The sequence below is a fragment of the Streptomyces showdoensis genome (genome assembly GCF_039535475.1).
GTDB lineage: Bacteria > Actinomycetota > Actinomycetes > Streptomycetales > Streptomycetaceae > Streptomyces > Streptomyces showdoensis.
In genome coordinates this window covers 3,921,766-3,943,417 of the sequence record NZ_BAAAXG010000026.1, presented here as the reverse complement: position 1 = coordinate 3,943,417, position 21,652 = coordinate 3,921,766, and the positions used below count along the sequence as shown (strand labels likewise).

The following is a 21,652-nucleotide window of genomic DNA, read 5'->3' as shown; positions in this document are numbered from 1 at the left end:
CCGCGGGGCGACGTGGCCGTTCGACTGGAGTGAAGCACGTGGCCGGGCGCATCGAGGATTACGCACTCATCGGAGACATGCAGACCGCCGCCCTGGTCTGCCGGGACGGCAGTGTCGACTGGCTCTGCCTGCCGCGCTTCGACTCGCACGCCGTCTTCGCGGGGCTGCTCGGCACCGAGGAACACGGCTTCTGGCGGGTCGCCCCCGCCGGCCCCGAGGGCTCACCCGCTCCACACGCCGACCGCCGCCGCTACGTCGGCGACTCGCTCGTCCTGGAGTCCGAGTGGGACACCCCGCGCGGCACGGTCCGGGTGACCGACTTCATGCCCCCGCGCGACGGGGCCCCGCAGCTGATCCGGATCGTCGAGGGGATCAGCGGCCGGGTGCCGATGCGCTCCGCGCTGCGGATGCGGTTCAGCTACGGCCGGGTGGTCCCCTGGGTGCACAAGGTCGGCGAGCGCACGGTGGCCGTGGCGGGACCCGACTCGGTGTGGCTGGACACCGACGCCGAGACCCACGGCAAGGACCTCACCACCTACTCCGAGTTCACCGTCACCCCCGGTGACCGGATCACCTTCACGCTCTCCTGGCAGCCCTCCCACAAGGAGCCGCCGTCGCTGCCGGACCCCGAGGGCTCCCTCGCGGCGACCGCGGAGTTCTGGCGCGAGTGGGTCGAGCACTGCACGTACCACGGCCCCTACCGGGAGGCCGTGGTCCGCTCCCTGATCACCCTGAAGGCGCTCACCTACGCGCCGACCGGCGGGATCGTGGCCGCGCCGACCACCTCCCTGCCGGAGGAGATCGGCGGCGTCCGCAACTGGGACTACCGCTACACCTGGCTGCGGGACGCGGCGATCACCCTCTCCTCGATGCTGCGCACCGGCTACCGCGAGGAGGCCCGCGCCTGGCGGGACTGGCTGCTGCGCGCCGTCGCCGGCGACCCCGAGAACCTGCAGATCATGTACGGCATCGCGGGCGAGCGGGAGCTCGGCGAGGCGGAGCTGGACTGGCTGCCGGGGTACGAGAACTCCGGCCCGGTCCGGGTCGGCAACGGGGCCGCCAACCAGCTCCAGCTCGACGTGTACGGCGAGGTCACCGAGGCCCTGCACCTGGCGCACATGACGGGCCTGTCCCGCAACGACTACGCCTCGCTGCTCCAGCTGAAGCTCATCCACTACCTGGAGACCCACTGGGACCAGCCCGACGAGGGCATCTGGGAGGTGCGCGGCCCGCGCCGGCACTTCGTGCACTCCAAGGTGATGGCCTGGGTGGCGGTCGACCGCACCATCAAGCTGATCGAGTCCGGGGACGCCGACGGCCCGCTGGAGCGCTGGCGCGAGCTGCGCGACGACATCCACCGGGACGTCTGCGAGAAGGGCTACGACAAGGAACGCAACACCTTCACGCAGTCCTACGGCTCCAAGGAGCTGGACGCCTCGCTGCTGCTCATCCCGCAGATGGGCTTCCTGCCGCCGGACGACAAGCGGGTGATCGGCACGATCGAGGCGATCCAGCGGGAGCTGTCCACCGAGGACGGCTTCGTGCTGCGCTACCCGACCGCCGGCGACGAGGCGGGCGTGGACGGCCTGGAGGGCGACGAGGGCGCGTTCCTGGCCTGCTCGTTCTGGCTCGCCGACGACCTGGCGATGATCGGCCGGGTCGACGAGGCCCGCAAGCTCTTCGAGCGGCTGCTCTCGCTCCGCAACGACCTGGGGCTGCTCGCCGAGGAGTGGGACCCCCGGCTCCAGCGTCAGGTGGGCAACTTCCCGCAGGCCTTCAGCCACGTCCCGCTGATCGACACGGCGCTGCGGCTGACGGCCAGCGGGGCGTACGGAGGCTGAGGAGCGCCGCCGGGGGGCCGGACCTACGATGGGAAGGTCCCGTCCCCCCGTACGAAAGGGGGGCTCCCATGGCTCCCCACATCTCCGAGAGCGCCCTGGCCGGACTGGTCGAGGACCTGGCCGGTGAGGTGATCACCCCCGGCGGTCCGGGCTACGACGAGGCCCGCACCCTGCACAACGGCATGATCGACCGGCGTCCTTCGGTGATCGCCCAGTGCGCGAACCAGGCCGACGTGTCCAACGCGATCCTGTTCGGCCGCGAGGCCGGGCTGCCGATCGCGGTGCGCGGCGGCGGGCACAGCGTCGCCGGGACCTCCGTGATCGACGGCGCGCTGGTCGTCGACCTCCGCCGGATGCACGCCGTGGTCGTGGACCCGGAGGACATGACGGTACGGATCGAGGGCGGGGCCACCATGGCCCACCTGGACCACGCCTGCCAGCCGTTCCAGGTGGCGACGACCGGCGGGCGGGTGTCCACGACGGGCGTGGGCGGCTTCACCCTGGGCGGCGGCTCGGGCTGGCTGGAGCGGAAGTTCGGTCTCGCCAGCGACAACCTGCTCGCCGTCGACCTGATCACCGCGGAGGGCAAGCACGTCCACGCCAGCGACGAGGAGAACCCGGACCTGTTCTGGGCCCTGCACGGCGGCGGCGGCAACTTCGGGGTGGCGACCTCGCTCACGATGCGGGTGCACCCGCTCCCCCGGATGAGCATGTCGATGCTGCTGTACCTGCCCGAGAGGGCGCCCGAGGTGGTGCGCACCTTCCGGGACCTCGGGGCCGTCGCGCCCGACGAGATGGGCGGCGGCGCCATCTACCTGCCGGCGCCCCCGGAGCCCTTCATCCCCGAGGACCTGGTCGGCAAGCTGGTCTGCGGGGCGCTGTTCACCCACGCCGGGCCGGTCGGGGAGCTCCGCGAGTTCGCCGCGCCGCTGTTCGCGCTGGAGCCCGCGGTGGAGGTCGTCACCGACATCCCGTACGCGGACCTGCAGTCGATGATGGACGACCCGCCGGGGCTGCGGAACTACTGGTCGGCCGAGTACCTGCGGGAGTTCCCGGACGAGGCCGTGGACGTCTTCTGCGACCGCGGCGCCGGGATCCCCGCGTCCACGGCCACCCAGCACGTGCTCTTCCTGATGGGCGGGGCCGTGGCCGCCGGGCCCTCCGGGTACCCGCAGCCGTGGCGCACCGCGCCCTGGGCGGTGCACCCGTTCGCGACCTGGGAGGACCCGGCGTACGACGAGGCGGCGCGGCAGTGGGTGCACGACGTCCGCTCCGACGTGCGGCCCTGGGCGCTCGACGCGACGTATCTGAACTTCGTCGGCGCCGAGGGCGAGCAGCGGATCGTCTCCTCGTTCGGGGAGGACAACTACCGCCGGCTCGCCGCCGTGAAGGCCGCCTACGACCCCGAGAACGTGTTCCGGTTCAACCAGAACATCGTCCCGGCCGGCTGAACCGGATCACCCCGGCTCGGCCCGCCCCGGCTCACCGCAGCGCGGCGATCACCTCCTTCGCGGCCCGCTCGCCCTCGGTCGCACCGCCCTCCATGAAGCCCTGGAAGTCGTACGAGCAGTGCTCGCCGCCGATGTGGATCCGGCCCTGCGCGGTGCCCTCGTACCCGGCGTAGCGGTGCAGGTAGCCGACCGGCCAGTACGAGTAGGCGCCGAGCGCGTAGGGGTTCTTGTGCCAGGCGGAGAGCTGGGCGCGGCCCGTGTACGCCCGGGAGGTGCCGGGGAAGAAGGCGTCGATGCCCGCCAGGTAGCGGGTGACGAGGCCGCGCACGTACGGGTCGGACTCGGTGGCGAACGGCGTGCCCGGGGTGAGGGACCTGGCCAGGCTGCCGCCGCCGTACTGGAGGAGGATGCCGCCGGTGCCGCCCTGGATCTTGGTGGTGTCCCAGGTCTGCTGCACCTCGCCGTCGGTGAAGCAGTCCCCGGCCGAGACCCCGGGCCAGGGTCCGGTGCCGCGCCAGGGGCGGGTGGCGAACTGCATGTTGAGCTTGGTGCAGTAGCCCATCCGGGCGTCCCGCAGCAGGCCGGTCATGCGCGGGTCGAAGCCGGCCCGGCTCAGGTCGAGCCGCTGGAGGATCGGCAGCGGTACGCACAGCACGGTGTGGTCGGCGGTGACGGTCCGGGTGGCGCCGGCCTCGGTGAAGGTGAGCGTCTGGGTGCCGTCGGCGTTGGCGCGCACGGCCTCCAGCGACCAGCCCATGCGCAGGGTGCCGGGGTTCAGCGCCCCGGCGACGGCGTTCGGGAGCCGGTCGTTGCCGCCGACGACGTGGTAGCGCTCGTTGGACAGGCCCCACACGTTGAAGTTGCCCGGATTGGTCTGGTAGCCCATGAGCAGGACGAGGGCGAGCGCGGACTGGTCGGTGGTGTCGGCCCCGTACTCGACGTTGTAGGCGACGTCGAGGAAACGGCCGAGCGGCGAGGAGTGGCCGCCGGGGACGCGGCTCTCGATCCACTCGTACAGCGACATGTCGTCGAGCGCGGTGCCGGTGGGCGTGGTCTGGTTCCACTTCACCTCGCCCGCGTCGACGAGGTCGCGGTGGAGCGCCTGGTAGACGGCGTTGAAGTCGACGTCGGCCTGCTCGCGCGGGTAGTAGGCGCCGCCGAACCAGAGGACCTCCTCCGCTCCGTTGGGGCCGCCGCCGAGGAAGTCCTCGGTGGCCAGGCCGAAGCGGCGGCACAGCTCCAGGATCTTCTTGTGGCTGGTGTCGATGAGCTCGCCGCCGATCTCGGAGGTCTGCCCGTAGGCCCAGTGCTCGCGCTGGGTCCACATGCGGCCGCCGACCCGGGCGGGGTTGGCCTCGTAGAGGACCGGGCTGAGGCCGGCGTCCTGGAGGGTGAGGGCGGCGGTGAGCCCGGCGATGCCCGCGCCGACGACGGCCACCCGGGCCGTGTCCTTGACGGGCGGACCGGGCGGTGTCGCCGCCGCGGCGGGCAGGGCCGTGCCGGCGGAGACGGCGGAGGCGGTGAGTCCGGCCGCCGCCGCGTACCGGAGCAGGGTCCGTCTGCCGGGCCCGTCGGCCTTGAGGCCGCGCAGCTCGTCGACGGGGAGGTTCAGGCGCCGGGCCTCGGCGTGCTCGGCGGCCAGCTTCTTCAGGAGGTGCATCGGGTTGGTGCGTGCCATGGGGCGCTCCTGGGAGATCGTCCGGGTGGAGGGATCAGCTCTGCGGTACGGCGGCGGGGGCGGGCTCCGCGTCGGTGTCGGTGCGCTCGGCGGCGTCCTCCAGGACGATCCGGCCGATGATCTCGTAGCGCTCGGGGCGCCGGGCCTTCAGGTAGAAGCCGAGGCCGAGGCCGCCGAAGAAGACCAGGCCGACGACCCAGGGGATGGCCTTGAAGAAGAGGGAGTCGGCGGCGAGCCCGGCCGCGGTCTCCATGTTCATGATCAGCAGGACGACGACGGCGACCATGCCGATGCCGCCGAGGAGCGGGGCGACGAGCGTCTTGAACCAGTGCCGGTCCTCGGGGTGGTTCTTGCGGAAGTAGCCGATGACGGCGAAGGAGCAGAGGGTCTGCACGATCAGGATCGCCATCGTGCCGAGGATCGCGAGCAGCGTGTAGAGGTGGATGTACGGGTCCTGGCCGGTGAGCCAGAAGGCGCCGACGAGGACGACCGCGATGACGCTCTGCACGAAGGAGGCGATGTACGGCGAGCCGTGCCGGGCGTGGGTGCGGCCGAGCGCCGGGTGGAGGAAGCCCTCGCGGCCGATCGCGTAGAGGTAGCGGGAGGCGCACTGGTGGAAGGCCATGCCGCAGGCGAAGGAGCCGGTGAGCAGCAGCCACTGGAAGGCGTCGACGGCCCAGGCGCCGATGAAGGACTCGGTGGGCGCGAAGAACAGGTCCAGCGGGCTGGCGGAGGCGGACAGCTTGACCGAACCGGTCAGGCCGTTGCCGGCGATCGTCATCCAGGAGACGTAGATGTAGAACAGCCCGACGCCGACGACGGAGATCAGGGTCGCCTTGGGGATCACCCGCTTCGGGTCGCGGGACTCCTCTCCGTACATCGCGGTCGACTCGAAGCCCACCCAGGACCAGAAGGCGAAGAAGAGGCCGAGCCCGGCGGAGGCTCCGGTGAAGGCGTTCTTCGGGTTGATCGGCTCGACCGGGATGCCGTCCGGGCCGCCGCCGGCGATCAGCACGGCGGTGGCGACCGCGAACAGCACCGCGATCTCGGCCACCAGCATCACCCCGAGCGCCTTGGCGGTCAGGTTGATGTCGAAGTACGACAGGACCGCGGTGACCGCGAGCATCACCGCCGCGTACCCGATCCACGGCAGGTCCACGCCGAGCTGGTCGGCCACGGTCGTCTTGGCGAAGTAGGCGAAGACGCCGACGATGGAGGCCTCGAAGACGATGTACGCGAGGACGGCGAGCATGCCGGAGGCCATGCCGGCGATCCGGCCGAGGCCGTGCGAGATGTAGCCGTAGAAGGCGCCGGCCGCGGTGATCCGCTTCGCCATGGCGACGTAGCCGACCGAGAAGACGGTCAGGACGACGGTCGCGAAGAGATAGCCGGCCGGGGCGCCGATGCCGTTGCCGAAACCGACGGCGATGGGGAGGTTGCCGGTCATCGCCGTGATCGGGGCCGCCGTGGCGACCGCCATGAAGACGACTCCGACGAGGCCGACCGAGTTCGCCTTGAGCCGGTGGACCTCTGGGGTGGGGTTCTCTGCCATGGCGCGAGAGCATCCTCGTGCGTGACGTAGGCCACAATCGACAGTCGGTCGCACAATTCCCGCCACGGAGCGACGAGTTGTCGCCCTGGCGGACGACGTGTCGGGTCCGGTAACGCCCCGGTGATGTCCCCGGAACGCGGACGCGGGTAGCGTCCGGCCCCATGGACAATCAGGGCGGGATCACCGTGCAGCGGGCCCTCGAACTGCCGGGCCTGCGCAGCGGGCTCCCCGAGGTCGTCGCGGGCGCCGACCGGCTGCACCGCACCGTGCGCTGGGTGCACGCCGGCGAGGTGCCGAACATCGCCTCGCTGCTCAAGGGCGGCGAGCTGCTGCTCACCACGGGGCTCGGGCTCGGCACCCGGCCGGCCGAGCAGCGCGCCTTCGTCCGGCGGCTCGCCGAGCGGGGCATCGCGGCGCTCGTGGTGGAGCTCGGCCCGCGCTTCGCCCGGCTGCCGGCGACGATAGTGGAGACCGCCCGGTCGGCCGGCCTCCCGCTCGTCCAGCTGCACCGCGAGGTCCCCTTCGTCGCCGTCACGGAGGAGATCCACACCGAGATCGTCAACGGCCACTACGCGCTCCAGCGGCAGGCCGAGGAGGTCCACCGGCAGTGCACCGAGGCGTTGCTCGGCGGCGGCGGGGTGCCGCAGGTGCTGCGGATCCTCGCCGACTTCTCGCTCAACCCGGTCTTCCTGGAGACCGCCGACGGACAGCTCCTGTACGCGGCGGGCACCGAGTCCGGGCCGGCCGACCCGCTCCAGGTCTGGGACGGGCTGCGCGGCGGACGGGCGGCGCGGGAGTCCGGGCCGCCGGTCGGCTCCGTCCTGGTCGACGTGCCCGGCGGCGGCCCCGGCTCCGGCAGCGTGCGGGCCCGGCTGGTGCTGCTCGCCGTCTCCTCGCCGCTCACCCCCGTGCACCGGATGGCCGCCGAGCGGGCCGCCGGGCTGCTCGCGGTCGTCCTGATGCAGGCCCGGCAGGAGGAGGAGCTGGCGGCGCGCGGCCGCGGCGACTTCCTGACCGACCTCGCGGAGGGCCGCATCTCGGCGGAGGACGCCCCCGCCCAGGCCCGCGTCCTCGGCTTCAAACCGGGCGAGGGACCGCTCCTCCCCGTGGTCATGCGGCTGGCCTCCGAGCTCTCCGCCTCCGGCAACTGGGCGCTGCTCGCCCGGGCCGTCCTGGAGGAGCTCTCCGCCGTCGGCGTCCCCGTCCTGCTGGGTGTCCGCCCGGTGGAGGGCCGGGTGCCGCTCCTCCTCGGCCTGCGCTCCGAGTCCGAGCGCACCGCGGTCGCCGACCGGGTCGCGGCGGCGCTGCGGGCGGGCGTGGAGCGGGCCGGCCTGGAGCGCTCGGGCGTCCACCCGCCGGTCGTCGTCGTGGGCGTCGCGGGCGGCTGGGCGGCGGCCTCGGCGGGCCTGCGGCACGCCGCGGAGACGGCCACGGCGGCGCAGGGCCTGTCCGAACTCCCCTGGTACGACGCCCGGCGCCTCGACACGGACCTGCTCCTGTGGCGGCTGCGGGACCACCCGGACCTGGCGGCCTTCGTGGACCGCGCGATCGGCCCGCTCCGCGACCACGACCGCACCTCGCGCCCGCCGCTCCTGCCCACGCTGGAGACCTACCTGGCCCACGCGGGCCGCAAGGCGGAGACGGCCCGCGAGCTCCACCTCAACCGCCAGACCCTCTACAACCGCCTGGCCCGCATCTCCGAACTCCTGGGCACCGACCTGGACGACCCCCAGACGGTCCTGGCCCTCTCCCTGGCCTTGCGGGCCAGACGCCACACGCCGTAGCCGTCGGGCCGCCGCCCCCACCCCCGCGGTCACTCGTTCCGCCGTGGGCGGCGGGCACGGGCGGCCGGGGGCTGGGCCGCGGCCGGAAAGTAGCGCCGGGCGGGACCTTCCGGACAACGACCTAGCGGGCCGAGAGTTCGTCGTAGACGCTCAGGACGTGCGCGATCGTCTCGTCCTCCGTGGGCCACGTCCGCGCCTGCATCCGCCCCGCCGCCGCCAGATCCATCCGCCGCTCGGCGTCGTCGAGCAACGCCCCCACCACCCCCGCCATCCCCTCCGCGTCCCCGTACGGCACGAGCTCCGCCGCGTCGCCGACGAGCTCCGGCACACCGCCGACGGCCGTCGCGACGAGCGGCACGCCGAGCCGGAGGGCCTCCTGCGCCAGGTGGGAGCGGGCCTCCCAGCGGGACGGCAGGACGGCGACGTCCGCCGCCGCGAGCAGCTCCGCCACGTCCTCCCGGCGCCCGATCAGCCGCACCCCCAGCCGCTCCGCCTCGATCCGCCGCTGCAGGAACGGCCGCTCGGGCCCCTCCCCCGCGATGACCAGCAGCGGCTGCGGATCCAGGTCCCGCCACACCCGCGCCGCGTCGAGCAGCATCCCGTACCCGCGCCCCGGCTGGAGCGCGCCCACCGCCATGATCAACGGCCGGTCCACGGCACCGAGTTCGGCCCGCGCCTTGCCGTCGTGCAGGCAGACCGGCGCCCGCGAGGCCGGTACGGTCACCGGCGCGAGCCGCGCGTCCCGGGCGCCGCGCCGCCGCGCCCGGTCGACCAGCTCCGAGGAGGTGCCGAGCACGACGGCCGCGGCCCGCACGGTCCTCCGCTCCAGGAGCCGTACCAGCCCGGCCCGGGCGCCGGCCAGCCGGCTGCGGGTGTGCCAGGTCGTCACCAGCGGCGTCCGGGGCCCTCCGCCCGACAGCGCGAGCGCGGCCCGCACCGAGGCGTCGAGACCGTGCGCGTGCACGACGTCCGCGCCGATGGAGAGGTTGCGGAGCGCGGTGACGGCCGTCGGGCCGCCGTGCCGCGGCGTCGGCACGAAGTGCGCGCCGGCGCCCGCGAAGTCGTAGGCGTGATCGAGTTCGGGCGGGGCGCACACGGTCACCCGCACGCCCCTCGCCACGAGCCCCGAGGCAAGTGATCTGACGTGCGCGCTGCTTCCCGCGCCGCCGCCGCCGAGCACTTGGACCGTACGGAGCTGTGTCACGCGCCCAAGGATGCCAGTCCGTACGCACGTTCCGGCACCGAAGTGACGTCGTTGCCGTGTCCGACGCCTCAACTTACCGACGGGGATCACCCACACGGGTGAGGCCGGTGCATGACGTGGCGCGTGCGCCCCGGCCCGGACTCAGTCGGCGAGCTCCCCGTACACCGCCGCCGCGACCAGCCCCGCCGCGTGGACCGCGAGCCCGAACCGTCCGTTCCCGGCGGCGACGGCCGCGCCGACGGCCGCCCCGAGGGCGTGCGCGCCGGTGCCGCCGAGCAGGGTCTCCTCGGCCAGGTCGTCGCCGAGGACGGCGGCCACGGCCCCCATGGGCGCGGCGGCCTGCGGCCCCCGTAGCAGCCCCGGCGCGCCGAGCGCGAGGACGACGAGCCCGGCCCGGCCCGGCCGGCCGTCGGCCAGGCCGACCAGGTGGGCGGTCCCGGCGATGACGGTCGCCGCGAGGACCTTGTCCAGCGGCCGCTCCTTGAGCAGCGCCCCGGCCGCCAGGGAGGCGGCCCCGATCCCGAACAGCCTGACCGCCCCGGCGGTCACCTCGCCCTCCCGCAGCGCCGCGAGCCGCGCCCGGAAGCCGCGCCGGCCGTCACCGCGGCCGTCACCGTCACCGTCACCGTCACCGGGGACGTCGCCCCGGACGTCTCCGTACGCCCCGCACGCCCCCGCCGCCAGCACCGCGAGGACGGCCGGCCCCCCGCCGGGCACCGCCCCGGCCCCCGCGGCGGCACCGAGGGCGACCGCGGGTCCCGCGTACAGGGGGACGCCCCGCCCCGCGTGGTTCGTCCGCTCCCAGCGGGGTCCGCCGATCCGCCGCAGCCCCTCGTACACGCCCCGGGACACCCCGGCGGCCACGGCGAGCGAAGCGGCCCTGCCACCTGTCCTGATCATGCCGTTCAGCCTAACGCCGTGTCAGAGGCGGCTGACAGGCTGTCCGCGCACGACGTGACACGGGAGGGGACATGGCGAGGAAGCCGCGGCAGCAGACCCGCAGGGGTCCGGGGAAGACGCCCGAAGGGGTGGCGATCTACCACGACATGAAGGTGTACGAGAACTTCGAGCGCTGCGCCCAGCGCCTCTTCGAGATGGTCGGCTGGGCCCAGCGGGAGTCCCCCGGGGCGCCGCGCCTGCTGTTCCTCGACATCCAGGGCCACCGGAACTCGGCGGGGGGCTTCGACCACGACGCCTTCGAGCTGATGCAGGACTTCGGCATGGGCTACCTGCTGCAGTACCTGACCGAACTCAGTACGCCGCTCTTCCGGGTCCGCAACGACCGTCAGCGCGACGACCTGCCCGCCACCCTGGTCATCGGCTACCCGGACGACGGCAGCGACTACGGCTACGACGCGGCGGAGCTGTCCCTGAAGCCGCGCGAGAGGCACGCGGAGGAGCGCAGGTCCAAGCCGACGCTCAAGGCCATCACCGCGTACCTGGGGCTGGACGAGCCCGCCTGCCTGGTCTGCTGGAAGCGGCCGGTCGAGCGCTGCCACGTGGTCCCCGACAAGCTCGGCGGCTCCAACGACGTGCGGAACTTCGCCCTGCTCTGTCCCGCCCACCACGCCGAGGCCCCCGACGTCGCCGACGCCGAGAGCTTCTGGGCCTGGGTCGACTACGCCGAGCTCCGCGACAGCCCGGACAAGTGGCTGGACGCCCCGGCGGAACTCCAGGAGTGGCTGAGCCGGAACGGGGTGCGGGTCGGCACGCCGCGCAGGGAGCCGCAGTCCTTCTTCTCGGCGGTCAAGCGCGAGCTGAAGGGGCTGTACGGCTGGACGGACGCGCACTTCACGTCGGCGGTGTGGGAGGAGCTCATGGAGGAGTTCCACACGGTGCTCGACTCCGCCACGGGCAAGCACTTCTCGATCGAGAAGAAGGTCTCGACGTACGCCTGGGCCTACGACGTGGCACGCCGCCGCGTGACCGGGGAGACCGGCCCCGGCCAGGGGATCGTGACGCACCTGTCGCCCCCCGACCGCGACGGGACCGACGGGACCGACGGCGGCCGGGGACCGGACCGGGCCCCCGGACCGTGACCCGCCGCCGTGGCCCGCCGGACGCGACCGCCGGACGCGAACCGCGGGCCGCGAGCCGTCAGACGGAGGCCGTCATCCGTCCGCCCGCGCCGTGGCGAGGAGCTCCTCGGCGTGCGCCCGCGCGGTCTCCGAGTCCTCCTGGCCGGCGAGCATCCGGGACAGCTCGCGCACCCGGTCCTCGCCCTCCAGGACGGTGACGCCGGAGCGGGTCACGGAGCCGTCGTTGGTCTTCTCCACGAGCAGCTGGCGGTCGGCGAACGCGGCCACCTGCGGCAGGTGGGTGACGACCACGACCTGCGCGGTCTTCGCCAGCTTGGCGAGCCGGCGCCCGATCTCCACGGCCGCCTTGCCGCCGACGCCCGCGTCGACCTCGTCGAAGAGATAGGTCGGCACCGGGTCCGTGCCCGCGAAGACGACCTCCACCGCGAGCATCACCCGGGACAGCTCACCGCCGGACGCGCCCTTGGCGATCGGCCGCGGCGGGGCACCCGGATGCGGGGCGAGCAGCAGCTCCACCTCGTCGGCGCCGGACGGCGTGTAGGCGACCCGGCGGCCGCCGACCTCGACGCCGTCGGGGTCCTCGGTCTGCCGGATCGCGAACGACACCCGCGCGTGCGGCATGGCCAGCGAGGCCAGTTCGGCGGTGACGGCGTCGGCGAACCGGTCGGCCGCCTCCGTCCGCGCGTCGGTGAGCCGCTGCGCGAGCACCGACAGCTCGTCGCGCAGCCGGTCGCGCTCCTCGGTCAGCTCGCCGACGCGGTCGTCGTCGCCGTCCAGTTCGGTGAGCCGGGCCGCGCTCTCCTCGGCCCAGGCGAGCACGGCCGCGATGTCCGCCCCGTACTTCCGGGTCAGCTGCGTGAGCAGGGCCCGCCGCTCCTCGACGGCGGCGAGCCGCAGCGGGTCGGCGTCCAGGTCGTCGGCGTACCCGGCGAGCTCCCCGGCCACGTCCGACAGCAGGATGGAGATCTCCCCCATCCGGTCGGCGAGCGCGGCGAGCGCCGGGTCGTGCGCCCGTACGGCCTCCAGGGCCCGGCCCGCGCCCGCGACCAGCGTCGTCGCGTCCACGGCCTCCGGGTCCTCGGGCTGGCCCGCGAGCGCGGCGTGCGCGAGGGCGGCGGCGGAGGCCAGGGACTCGGCGTGGCCGAGCCGCTCCGCCTCGGCGGCCAGCTCGACGTCCTCGCCCGGCAGCGGCGCCACGGCCTCGATCTCGCCCAGCCCGAACCGCAGCAGATCGGCCTCCTGGGCCCGCTCCCGGGCCCGGGTGGTGATCTCCTCCAGCTCTGCGGTGACGGCCCGCAGACGCTTGTACGCCTCGCCGTACGCGCCGAGCGGGACGGCGACGGCGTCCCCCGCGTACCGGTCGAGGGCGCCGCGCTGCCGGGCCGGCTTGAGCAGTCCCTGCTGGTCGGTCTGGCCGTGCACGGCCACGAGCTCGTCGGCCAGCTCGGCCAGCAGCCCCACGGGCACGGAGCGCCCGCCCAGGTGCGCCCGCGAGCGCCCCTCGGCCGAGACGGTGCGGCTGACGAGCAGCGCGCCCTCGTCGAGCTCGGCGCCCGCCTCCTCGGCGCGCGCCGCGACCGGCGCGCCCGGGGGCAGCGCGATGCGGCCCTCGACGACGGCGGCGCCCGCCCCGATCCGTACCAGGGCCGGGTCGGCGCGCCCGCCGAGCAGCAGCCCGAGGCTGGTCACGACCATCGTCTTGCCCGCGCCGGTCTCACCGGTCACCGCGGTGAACCCGGGCGACAGCTCGACCACCGCGTCGTCGATGACTCCGAGCGACCGTATCCGCATCTCCTCCAACACGGAGAAGACCTTACGAGGTCCGGGCACCGCTGTGCGACGGCCCCTGCCGACTGAGCGCGAACCCGCAGGTCGGAGGGGCCTTCTATCACCCACTGGAGTGGATCTCCGGTCCCGCCGACGGCCCGGCAGGGCCGGCCGGCCCCGCCGGCGTCAGTGCGGCGCCCCGCGCCATCCCGACACCGGCAGGGCGAACTTCGCCACCAGCCGGTCCGTGAAGGAGGCGTGGTGCAGCCGGGCGAGCCGGACCGGGACGGCGCCGCGCCGGACCTCGACCCGGGCGCCGGCCGGGAGCTCCACCGTCCGCCGGCCGTCGCACCACAGCACCCCGTGCGGGGTGTGCGGCTCGACCTCGACGGCGAGCACCGAGTCGGGCGTGGTGACCAGCGGCTTGGCGAACAGGGCGTGCGCCCCGATCGGCACCATGAGCAGCGCCTCGACCTCCGGCCAGATCACCGGCCCGCCCGCCGAGAAGGCGTACGCGGTCGAGCCGGTCGGCGTCGCGCAGATGACGCCGTCGCAGCCGAAGCCGGTCACCGGCCGCCCGTCGATCGCGAGGACGACCTCCAGCATCCGCTCCGGCGACACCTTCTGCACGGCCGCCTCGTTGAGCGCCCAGTCCCGGTGCAGGACGTCGCCGTTCTGGTAGACGGTCACGTCGAGGGTCATCCGCTCCTCGACCTCGTACGCCTTGGTCACGACCCGGTCGACGACCTTGTCGAGGTCGTCGCGCTCGGCCTCGGCGAGGAAGCCGACCCGGCCGAGGTTGACGCCGAGCATCGGCACCCCGGAGGCGCGGGAGAACTCGGAGCCGCGCAGCAGGGTGCCGTCGCCGCCGAGGACGACGAGGAGTTCACAGCCGTCGAGCGCGTCGGAGCAGGCCTCCGGGACCTTCTCCACGGACGGCGGCAGCGGCAGGTCGGCCGCCTCCGCCTCCAGGACGCGCACCCCGATGCCGCTGCGGAGCAGCCCGAGGACGACGAGTTCGGCGCTGCGCACCGCGGCCGGCCGGCCGGTGTGCGCGAGCAGGAAGACGGTACGGGTGCTGTCGGTCGAGGTGCTCGAACCAGTGCTCAACGAGGTCCTTCCGCCACGGCGCGGTCGACGTCCGCCGGATCAAGGGCGGGCGCCCCGGCCCGCAGCCACAGAAAGTACTCGACGTTGCCCGAGGGCCCGGGCAGCGGGCTGGCCGTGACGCCGAGGACACCGAGCCCGAGCTCGCCCGCCTGCCGGGCCACGTTCTTCACGGCGTCGGCGCGCAGCTCGGCGCTGCGCACGACGCCGCCGGTGCCGAGCCGCTCCTTGCCGACCTCGAACTGCGGCTTGACCATCAGGACGAGGTCGGCGCCGGGCCCGGTGCAGGCGGCGAGGGCGGGCAGCACGAGGCCGAGCGGGATGAACGACAGGTCGCCGACGACGAGGTCGACGGGGATGCCGTCGATGGCGTCGAGGGTCAGCTCGCGCACGTTGGTGCGGTCCTTGACGGTGACCCGCTCGTCGCTCTGCAGCGACCAGGCGAGCTGCCCGTAGCCGACGTCGACGGCCATGACGTGGGCGGCGCCGGCGCGCAGCAGCACGTCGGTGAAGCCGCCGGTGGAGGCGCCCGCGTCCAGGGCGCGCCGGCCCTCGACGCGCAGGCCCTGCGGCACGAAGGCGGCGAAGGCCCCGGCCAGCTTGTGGCCGCCGCGCGAGACGTAGTCGGGGTCGGCGTCGTCCTGGGCGACGACGATGGCCGCGGCGGTCTCCACCTGGGTGGCGGGCTTGGTGGCGACGGTCTTGCCGACGGTCACCCGGCCCGCGGCGATCAGCTGGCTGGCGTGCTCGCGCGAGCGCGCCAGCTTGCGCCGTACCAGCTCGGCGTCGAGACGGCGGCGGACCGGTCCTGCCACGTTCGGTTCAGCTCCTGTTGTCGTACGGACGGGGGGCGGGGTGCTCGTCGAGCGAGGTCAGCTCGGCGCGCAGCCCACGGTGTACATCCTCGTACACGTCGAGGTGTCCGTCGGCCGTGAGGTGGTCGGCGTCGCCGAGCCGGTCCAGCAGCGCGTCGACGGCGGGCCGCCCGGTGGGGGTCCGCACGACGCCGAGCGGAGCGGGCCCGGCGGCCTCGTAGGGGTCGGCCCCGGCGTCCCCGCCCGGCTCCGCGGCGACCGCCGCCCCCACCACGGCCGGCGCCAGGGCCGGCGCCAGGGCCGGCGCCACGGCGGCCAGCGGGTCCGGCCCCGGCGGGGGGTGCGGGAGGTCCTCGTCGAGGTCCGCCGGGTCGCCGTCGGCCCGCCGGGCACCCCCGGGGTACGGGTACGCGTCGCTCATGCCCCGACGCTATCGCGAAGCGCTGGGGTACCGTCGACGGCGATGGCGACGATCACCGAGTGCCGCGGCGCACTGAGCAGACTTTCGGACAACCTCGCGCGGGCCGACGAGGGGGTGCGCGGCGCGGCCGCGTTCGACCGCAGCCTGAGCTGCCACCTCACCGACCTGGACACGACCTTCACGGGGCGTCTCGTGGACGGCCGGATCGAGGTCGAGGACACCGTCCCCGGCCCGCCGCCCCACAAGGCGCAGATCCGTCTCCGGATGACCGGGGACGACCTGGTGGCGATGGTGGACGGCGAGCTGAACTTCGCCAAGGCCTGGGCCTCCGGCCGGGTCGGCCTGGAGGCGGGCTTCCGCGATCTGCTGCGGCTGCGCTCGCTGCTCTAGGCCGCGTCTTTCGGCTCAGGTCGCGGGCGCGGGCTCCGGCAGCACGGCCGGCACCGCAGGAGCCGCCTCCACGGGCGCCGCGGACTCCACGGGCGCCACCGCCTTGCGCCCGGCCCTCGCCTTGCGCCCCGCCGGGACGACCAGCGGCGTGCCGGTCTCCGGGTCCTCGATGACCTGGCAGCGCAGCCCGAAGACCCGCTCGACGAGCTCCGCCGTGACCACCTCGGACGGCGGCCCCTCGGCGACGACCTCGCCGTCGCGGCAGGCGATCAGGTGGGTGGCGTAACGGGCGGCGTGGTTGAGGTCGTGCAGGACGGCGACGAGGGTGCGGCCCTGGTTCTCGTGGAGCTCGGCGCACAGGTCGAGGACGTCGATCTGGTGCTGGATGTCGAGGAAGGTGGTCGGCTCGTCGAGCAGCAGCAGCGGGGTCTGCTGGGCGAGGGCCATGGCGATCCAGACGCGCTGCCGCTGACCGCCGGAGAGCTCGTCGACGTACCGCTCGGCGAGTTCGGCGACCCCGGTCGCGGCCATCGACTCCTGCACGATCCGCTCGTCCTCGGGCGACCACTGGCGCAGCAGCCCCTGGTGGGGGTAGCGGCCCCGGGCGACGAGGTCGGCGACGGTGATGCCGTCGGGGGCGACGGAGGACTGCGGCAGCAGGCCGAGCGTCTTGGCGACCTTCTTGGCGGGCAGCGAGTGGATCGCCTGCCCGTCGAGCAGGACGCGCCCCTGGCTGGGCTTGAGCATCCGGGAGAGGGCGCGCAGCAGCGTCGACTTGCCGCAGGCGTTGGGCCCGACGATGACGGTGAAGGAGTTGTCGGGGATCGCGACGCTGAGGTCGCGGGCGATGACCCGCTGGTCGTAGGCGAGCGTGACCGACTCGGCCATGAGCCGCTGCGCCTGCTGCTGCCCGTTCATACCCTTGCTCCTGGTGGTGTTCTGGGTGGTCATATCCGGCCCGCCTTGCGCTCGCTGACGAGCAGCCACAGCAGGTAGCAGCCGCCGAGGACGCCGGTGACGACGCCGACCGGCAGCTGGCGCTCGCCGAACGCGTTGGTGGCGGCCCAGTCGGCGAGGAGCAGCAGGGCGGTGCCCATCAGCGCGGACGCGGCGAGGTTGGGCCCGGGCGAGCGGGTGAGCCGGCGGGCCAGCTGGGGCGCGGTGAGGGAGACGAAGACGATCGGCCCCGCGGCGGCGGTGGCGACCGCGACGAGCAGCACGGCCGAGCCCATGAGCACGATCCGGGTCCGCTCGACCTTCACCCCGAGGGCGTAGGCGGCGTCGTCGCCCATCTCCAGCATGCGCAGCGCCCGCCCGTGGCCGAGCACGACCGGCAGCAGCACGCAGCTGACGGCGAGCAGCGGCCAGAACTGGGCCCAGTCGCGGCCGTCGAGCGATCCGGTCATCCAGACGGTGGCCCGGGCGGCGTCGACGAACTGCGCCTTGGTGATGAGGTAGTTGATGACGGCGGTGAGCATGGCGGCGGCGCCGATGCCGATGAGCACGAGCCGGTAGCCGCTCACCCCGCGCTTCCAGGCGAGCAGGTAGATCACGACGCCGGTGACGAGGCCGCCGACGACCGCGCCGCCGGCCGCCGCGGCGGCGCCGCCCTGGAAGAGCACCATGACGGTGAGCGCGCCGACGGTGGAGCCCTGGCCGAAGCCGATGACGTCGGGGCTGCCCAGCGGGTTGCGGGAGACCGACTGGAAGACCGCGCCGCCGATGCCGAGCGCGGCGCCGACGAAGACGGCCACCAGGACTCTCGGCAGCCGCAGGTCCATGACGGCGAACTCCTGCACGGGCGTGCCGTGGCCGAGCAGGGTGGCGACGACGTCGGCGGGCGCGATGGGGAAGTCGCCGCTGCCGATGAGGACGACCGCGGCGGCGACGGCCAGCAGGAGCAGGCCGAGGACGGAGAGGAGCGCGCGCGGTGCGTAGCGTACGGAGAGCCCGCCGGCGGTCCGCAGGGTCTTGGTGCTCACAGGGTGGCCATCCTCTTGCGGCGGACGAGTCGGATGAAGACGGGCCCGCCGATGAGCGCGGTGACGATGCCGACCTGGAGTTCGGAGGGCCGGGCGACGACCCGGCCGATGATGTCGGAGCCGAGCAGGAGCACGGGCGACAGGACGGCCGCGTACGGGAGGATCCAGCGCATGTCCGGGCCGGTGATCGACCGCACGATGTACGGGACCATCAGGCCGAGGAAGACGATCGGGCCGCAGGCGGCGGTCGCGGCCCCGCACATCAGCGTGACCGAGACCATCGCGATCGCCCGGGTGCGGTTGAGGTGGGCGCCGAGGGCGCGGGCGGTGTCGTCGCCGAGCTCCATGGCGTTCAGCGGTCGGGCGATGAGCAGCGCGAGCACGGCGCCGACCAGGATGAAGGGCGCGACCTGCCCGACGGTGTCCATGGTGGCGGAGGCGAGCGAGCCGACCGTCCAGAAGCGCAGCCGGTCCAGGGCGGCGGAGTCCAGCAGCTGCACGGCGTTGACGTACCCGTACAGCGCGGCGGTGGCCGCCGTGCCGGCGAGCGCGAGGCGCACGGGGGTGGCGCTGCGGCTGCCGCCGAGGACGTAGACGAGGACGGAGACGACCGCGGCGCCGATGAAGGCGAACCACACGTAGGTGTCGGCGTCGGTGACCCCGAGGAACGCGATCGCGGACACGACCGCCGCGGCGGCGCCGGCGTTGACGCCGAGCAGCCCGGGCTCGGCGAGCGGGTTGCGGGTGAGGCCCTGCATGACGGCCCCGGAGAGCCCGAGCGCCAGGCCGACGAGCAGCCCGAGGATGGTGCGGGGGACGCGGACGTCGTGGATGACGACGTCGTTGCGGATGCCGCTGTTCTGGAACAGTCCGTGCCACACGTCGCCGAGCGGCACCGGCTTGGCACCGATCATGATGCTCAGGACACAGACCAGCAGCAGGACGCCGACGGCCACGACCAGTCCGACGGCACGCAGGGAATGGCGACGCGACGGTTTCCGGACAGGACCGACCGGCTCCGCGCTCGCACGGGAGGGGCTCTCGACCAACACGAGGTTAGGTTAGCCTACCCTCCCACGGGATCGATCCCCTGGACACCGGGAGGATCCGGACCCGGACGTACGAACCCGCAGCCCGCCGCCCCGGGCCCTCCGATCACTCCAGCCCCAGCCGCCCCAGCGCCTTCCCCGCGTCGAGGCCGCACGCCCCCCCACCCGCGTGCGCCCAGGCCGCCGCGCACAGCGCCCGTACGCCGTCCAGCGGATCCAGCCGACCGGCCGTCTCCTCCACGCCCTCCACCACCAGCGCACCGCCGCTCACCGAGGCCGTCCAGCCCCCGCACAGGAACGCCCCCTCGGCGCCCCCGGCGACCTCCGGCTGCGCCACGAGCAGCCCGCGCAGGTCGGCCGCCACGTACGTCGGCCGGTGCTCCGGGACGGCCGCGAGGAGCCGCGCCACGTCCGTGACACCGGTCAGCACGAGCAGCGAGTCCACGCCCCCGTTGAACGCCCCCTCGATGTCCGTGTCCAGCCGGTCCCCGACCACCAGCGGCCGCTCGGCCCCGGTCCGCAGCACCGTCTCCCGGTGCATCGGCGGCAACGGCTTGCCCGCGACCTTCGGCTCCGCCCCGGTCGCGATCCGGACGACCTCCACGGCCGCGCCGTTGCCCGGCCCGATCCCCCGCGCCCCCGGGATGGTCAGGTCCGTGTTCGAGGCGTACCACGGCAGCCCCCGCGCCACCGCGTAGCTGGCCTCGGCGAACCGCCCCCACGGCAGCTCCGGCCCGCCGTACCCCTGCACCACCGCCGCCGGGTCGTCGTCCGCCGACTCCACCGGCACCAGACCCCGCTCGCGCAGCGCCACCCGCAGCCCCTCGCCGCCGATCAGCAGGACCCGCGAGCCGGGCGGCAGCTCGTCCGCGATCAGCCGGGCCACCGCCTGCGCCGAGGTGATCACGTCGCCGGCCTCCGCCGGCACCCCCAGCTCGGTGAGGTGCGCCGCCACCGCCTCCGGCGTCCGCAGCGCGTTGTTGGTGACGTACGCGAGGTGCATCCCGCCCGCCCGGGCCGTCCCCAGCGCCTCGACGGCGTACGGGATCGCGTGCCCTCCGGCGTAGACGACGCCGTCCAGGTCGAGCAGCGCCGTGTCGTACGCCTCGCTCAGCGCGACCGCACTGCCGCCCGGCCGAATCCTGCCCTGCCGGCCCTGGCCGATTCCCGTCATGACCACGCACTCCTCACGTCAACGGGTGAAATTCCCTCACTCCCCCGATCATCGCTCATCGCTACCGGCCACATACGATGACGAGATGAACACTTCAGGTCACGCGGCCGATGACGTCCGCGCCCCAGGACTGCGCCTGGCCCCGTTCCGGGGTCTCCGATACGTGCCCGCACGGGTCGGCAGCCTGGCAGCCGTGACCTCACCCCCGTACGACGTGGTCGTACGACCCGACGGACTCCACCACCTGGAGTCCGCCGACCCGCACAACATCGTGCGGCTGATCCTCCCCCAGGCCATCACCGCCGGCACCCGGCACCGCAAGGCGGCCGTCACCCTCGACCGCTGGCTCGCCGACGGCATCCTCGCCCCGGACCCCGACCCCGCGATCTACGTGTACGAGCAGCGCGGCGACGGCATCCTCCAGCGCGGCCTCATCGGGGCCCTGGAACTGTCCGCGCCCGGCGAGGGCGTCGTCCTCCCCCACGAGGACGTGATGCCGCACGTCGTCGAGGACCGCGCGGCCCTCATGCGCACCACCGCCGCCAACCTGGAGCCGCTGCTCCTGACCTACCGCGGCGACGGCGACGGGGCCGGCAGCGTCATCGACCGCACGGTCGAACGCGAGCCGCTGCTCTCGACCACCACCGAGGACGGCTTCCACCACCGCCTCTGGGCGGTCACCAACCCGGCCGACCTCGCCGCCGTCGCCGCCGAGCTCGGCCGCCACCAGGCCCTGATCGCCGACGGCCACCACCGCTGGGCCACGTACCTGCGCCTGCGCGAGGAGCACACCGCGCCCGGCCCCTGGAACTACGGCCTGGTCCTCCTCATCGACACGGCCCGCTACCCGCTGCGGGTCCGCGCGATCCACCGCCTGCTCAACCGCCTCCCGGTCGCCGACGCGCTGGCGGCCGTCGGCGACGCCTTCCTCGTGACGCGCGTCGACGGCCCGCTGTCCGCGGCCCAGGAGGCCCTGGCGGCGGCCACGGCGAAGGGCAACGCCTTCCTCCTCGCCGGCGACGGCTCCTTCCACCTGCTCGACCGCCCCGACCCCGAGCTGCTGGCCCGCACGATCCGCACCGACCGCCCCGACGCCTGGCGCACCCTGGACGCGACGGTGCTGCACTCGACGCTCCTGGACCACGTCTGGCACATCCCGGACGACCCCGAGGACATCGCCTACATCCACGACACCCAGGCCGCCGTCGACCAGGCCGAGCGCCGGGGCGGTACGGCGGTCCTGATGCACCCGGTGAAGGAGGAGGTCGTCCGCGACCTCGCCCGGCAGGGTGTGACGATGCCCCGCAAGTCGACCTCCTTCGGCCCCAAGCCGGCGACGGGCCTGGTCCTGCGGAGCCTGGCCCTCGACTGACCCGGCCCCGGACATGACGAAGGGCC

General features: G+C 74.2%; 18 protein-coding genes. 6 read left to right on the top strand and 12 right to left on the bottom strand.

Translation table 11 applies throughout. The features are described 5' to 3' along the window. Positions 1-38 precede the first annotated feature (38 nt). Together ABD981_RS31075 and ABD981_RS31070 are read left to right on the top strand one after the other, a co-directional pair. Complete coding sequence (locus ABD981_RS31075) at positions 39-1,841, top strand: glycoside hydrolase family 15 protein (RefSeq protein ID WP_123954745.1); 1,803 nt, start codon at positions 39-41, stop codon at positions 1,839-1,841. A 68-nt stretch (positions 1,842-1,909) separates the two neighbouring features. After that, positions 1,910-3,292, top strand: a complete 1,383-nt coding sequence (locus ABD981_RS31070) for an FAD-binding oxidoreductase (RefSeq protein ID WP_046909530.1) — start codon at positions 1,910-1,912, stop codon at positions 3,290-3,292. A gap of 31 nt (positions 3,293-3,323) precedes the next feature. On the opposite strand, the gene ABD981_RS31065 is transcribed toward ABD981_RS31070, so the two are convergent. Next, positions 3,324-4,970 (bottom strand): flavin monoamine oxidase family protein, encoded by a 1,647-nt coding sequence (locus tag ABD981_RS31065; protein WP_046909531.1) that lies wholly within the window; start codon positions 4,968-4,970, stop codon positions 3,324-3,326. Positions 4,971-5,004: 34 nt separating this feature from the next. Next, on the bottom strand, positions 5,005-6,522 hold the full coding sequence (locus tag ABD981_RS31060; protein WP_046909532.1) for an APC family permease: 1,518 nt from the start codon (positions 6,520-6,522) through the stop codon (positions 5,005-5,007). Between the two features lie 161 nt (positions 6,523-6,683). Here ABD981_RS31060 and ABD981_RS31055 point away from each other — a divergent pair, with 161 nt between their 5' ends. After that, positions 6,684-8,306: a PucR family transcriptional regulator gene (locus ABD981_RS31055; RefSeq protein WP_046909533.1), complete on the top strand. Its 1,623-nt coding sequence runs from the start codon at positions 6,684-6,686 to the stop codon at positions 8,304-8,306. Positions 8,307-8,427: 121 nt separating this feature from the next. Here ABD981_RS31055 and ABD981_RS31050 read toward each other — a convergent pair whose 3' ends face one another. Together ABD981_RS31050 and ABD981_RS31045 are read right to left on the bottom strand one after the other, a co-directional pair. After that, a complete protein-coding gene (locus tag ABD981_RS31050; protein WP_123954746.1) occupies positions 8,428-9,510 on the bottom strand; it encodes a glycosyltransferase family 4 protein in 1,083 nt (360 codons plus the stop codon). 141 nt (positions 9,511-9,651) lie between these two features. Next, on the bottom strand, positions 9,652-10,410 hold the full coding sequence (locus ABD981_RS31045) for a hypothetical protein (RefSeq protein WP_046909535.1): 759 nt from the start codon (positions 10,408-10,410) through the stop codon (positions 9,652-9,654). Between the two features lie 71 nt (positions 10,411-10,481). Between ABD981_RS31045 and ABD981_RS31040 the strand changes: the two genes are divergently transcribed. Further along, complete coding sequence (locus tag ABD981_RS31040; RefSeq protein ID WP_240495329.1) at positions 10,482-11,549, top strand: HNH endonuclease signature motif containing protein; 1,068 nt, start codon at positions 10,482-10,484, stop codon at positions 11,547-11,549. Positions 11,550-11,621: 72 nt separating this feature from the next. Here the strand turns inward: ABD981_RS31040 and recN are convergent, their stop codons facing one another. From recN to ABD981_RS31020, 4 genes are all read right to left on the bottom strand, one after another. Beyond that, a complete protein-coding gene (gene recN, locus ABD981_RS31035; protein WP_046909536.1) occupies positions 11,622-13,340 on the bottom strand; it encodes a DNA repair protein RecN in 1,719 nt (572 codons plus the stop codon). Between the two features lie 162 nt (positions 13,341-13,502). Continuing rightward, positions 13,503-14,426, bottom strand: coding sequence for an NAD kinase (locus ABD981_RS31030; protein WP_046909537.1), 924 nt, complete (start codon positions 14,424-14,426; stop codon positions 13,503-13,505). Next, entirely contained in the window at positions 14,423-15,238 is an 816-nt protein-coding gene (locus ABD981_RS31025; protein WP_046909538.1) for a TlyA family RNA methyltransferase, read from the bottom strand. The genes ABD981_RS31030 and ABD981_RS31025 overlap by 4 nt, the downstream gene beginning before the upstream one ends. A gap of 7 nt (positions 15,239-15,245) precedes the next feature. Beyond that, positions 15,246-15,509, bottom strand: a complete 264-nt coding sequence (locus ABD981_RS31020) for a hypothetical protein (RefSeq protein ID WP_046909558.1) — start codon at positions 15,507-15,509, stop codon at positions 15,246-15,248. Between the two features lie 192 nt (positions 15,510-15,701). On the opposite strand from ABD981_RS31020, the gene ABD981_RS31015 reads away from it, so the two are divergent. After that, positions 15,702-16,049, top strand: a complete 348-nt coding sequence (locus ABD981_RS31015; RefSeq protein ID WP_046909539.1) for an SCP2 sterol-binding domain-containing protein — start codon at positions 15,702-15,704, stop codon at positions 16,047-16,049. Positions 16,050-16,064: 15 nt separating this feature from the next. On the opposite strand, the gene ABD981_RS31010 is transcribed toward ABD981_RS31015, so the two are convergent. From ABD981_RS31010 to ABD981_RS30995, 4 genes are all read right to left on the bottom strand, one after another. Further along, the gene (locus ABD981_RS31010; protein WP_046909540.1) at positions 16,065-17,000 is read right to left on the bottom strand and encodes an ABC transporter ATP-binding protein; all 936 of its coding nucleotides are present in this window, start codon (positions 16,998-17,000) and stop codon (positions 16,065-16,067) included. Continuing rightward, a complete protein-coding gene (locus ABD981_RS31005) occupies positions 16,997-18,031 on the bottom strand; it encodes a FecCD family ABC transporter permease (protein ID WP_046909541.1) in 1,035 nt (344 codons plus the stop codon). The genes ABD981_RS31010 and ABD981_RS31005 overlap by 4 nt, the downstream gene beginning before the upstream one ends. Then, positions 18,028-18,987: a FecCD family ABC transporter permease gene (locus ABD981_RS31000; protein WP_123954747.1), complete on the bottom strand. Its 960-nt coding sequence runs from the start codon at positions 18,985-18,987 to the stop codon at positions 18,028-18,030. The genes ABD981_RS31005 and ABD981_RS31000 overlap by 4 nt, the downstream gene beginning before the upstream one ends. A gap of 199 nt (positions 18,988-19,186) precedes the next feature. Beyond that, positions 19,187-20,254 (bottom strand): HAD-IIA family hydrolase, encoded by a 1,068-nt coding sequence (locus ABD981_RS30995; RefSeq protein WP_046909543.1) that lies wholly within the window; start codon positions 20,252-20,254, stop codon positions 19,187-19,189. Positions 20,255-20,339: 85 nt separating this feature from the next. Here ABD981_RS30995 and ABD981_RS30990 point away from each other — a divergent pair, with 85 nt between their 5' ends. Next, a complete protein-coding gene (locus ABD981_RS30990; RefSeq protein WP_046909544.1) occupies positions 20,340-21,626 on the top strand; it encodes a DUF1015 domain-containing protein in 1,287 nt (428 codons plus the stop codon). The last annotated feature ends 26 nt before the right edge of the window (positions 21,627-21,652 follow it).

Coding starts and splice junctions, on each gene's coding strand:
- ABD981_RS31070 (WP_046909530.1), top strand. CDS start 1,910: ATGGCTCCCCACATCTCCGAGAGCGCCCTGGCCGGACTGGTCGAGGAC.
- ABD981_RS31065 (WP_046909531.1), bottom strand. CDS start 4,970: ATGGCACGCACCAACCCGATGCACCTCCTGAAGAAGCTGGCCGCCGAG.
- ABD981_RS31060 (WP_046909532.1), bottom strand. CDS start 6,522: ATGGCAGAGAACCCCACCCCAGAGGTCCACCGGCTCAAGGCGAACTCG.
- ABD981_RS31055 (WP_046909533.1), top strand. CDS start 6,684: ATGGACAATCAGGGCGGGATCACCGTGCAGCGGGCCCTCGAACTGCCG.
- ABD981_RS31045 (WP_046909535.1), bottom strand. CDS start 10,410: ATGATCAGGACAGGTGGCAGGGCCGCTTCGCTCGCCGTGGCCGCCGGG.
- ABD981_RS31040 (WP_240495329.1), top strand. CDS start 10,482: ATGGCGAGGAAGCCGCGGCAGCAGACCCGCAGGGGTCCGGGGAAGACG.
- recN (WP_046909536.1), bottom strand. CDS start 13,340: ATGCGGATACGGTCGCTCGGAGTCATCGACGACGCGGTGGTCGAGCTG.
- ABD981_RS31015 (WP_046909539.1), top strand. CDS start 15,702: ATGGCGACGATCACCGAGTGCCGCGGCGCACTGAGCAGACTTTCGGAC.
- ABD981_RS31010 (WP_046909540.1), bottom strand. CDS start 17,000: ATGACCACCCAGAACACCACCAGGAGCAAGGGTATGAACGGGCAGCAG.
- ABD981_RS30995 (WP_046909543.1), bottom strand. CDS start 20,254: ATGACGGGAATCGGCCAGGGCCGGCAGGGCAGGATTCGGCCGGGCGGC.
- ABD981_RS30990 (WP_046909544.1), top strand. CDS start 20,340: ATGAACACTTCAGGTCACGCGGCCGATGACGTCCGCGCCCCAGGACTG.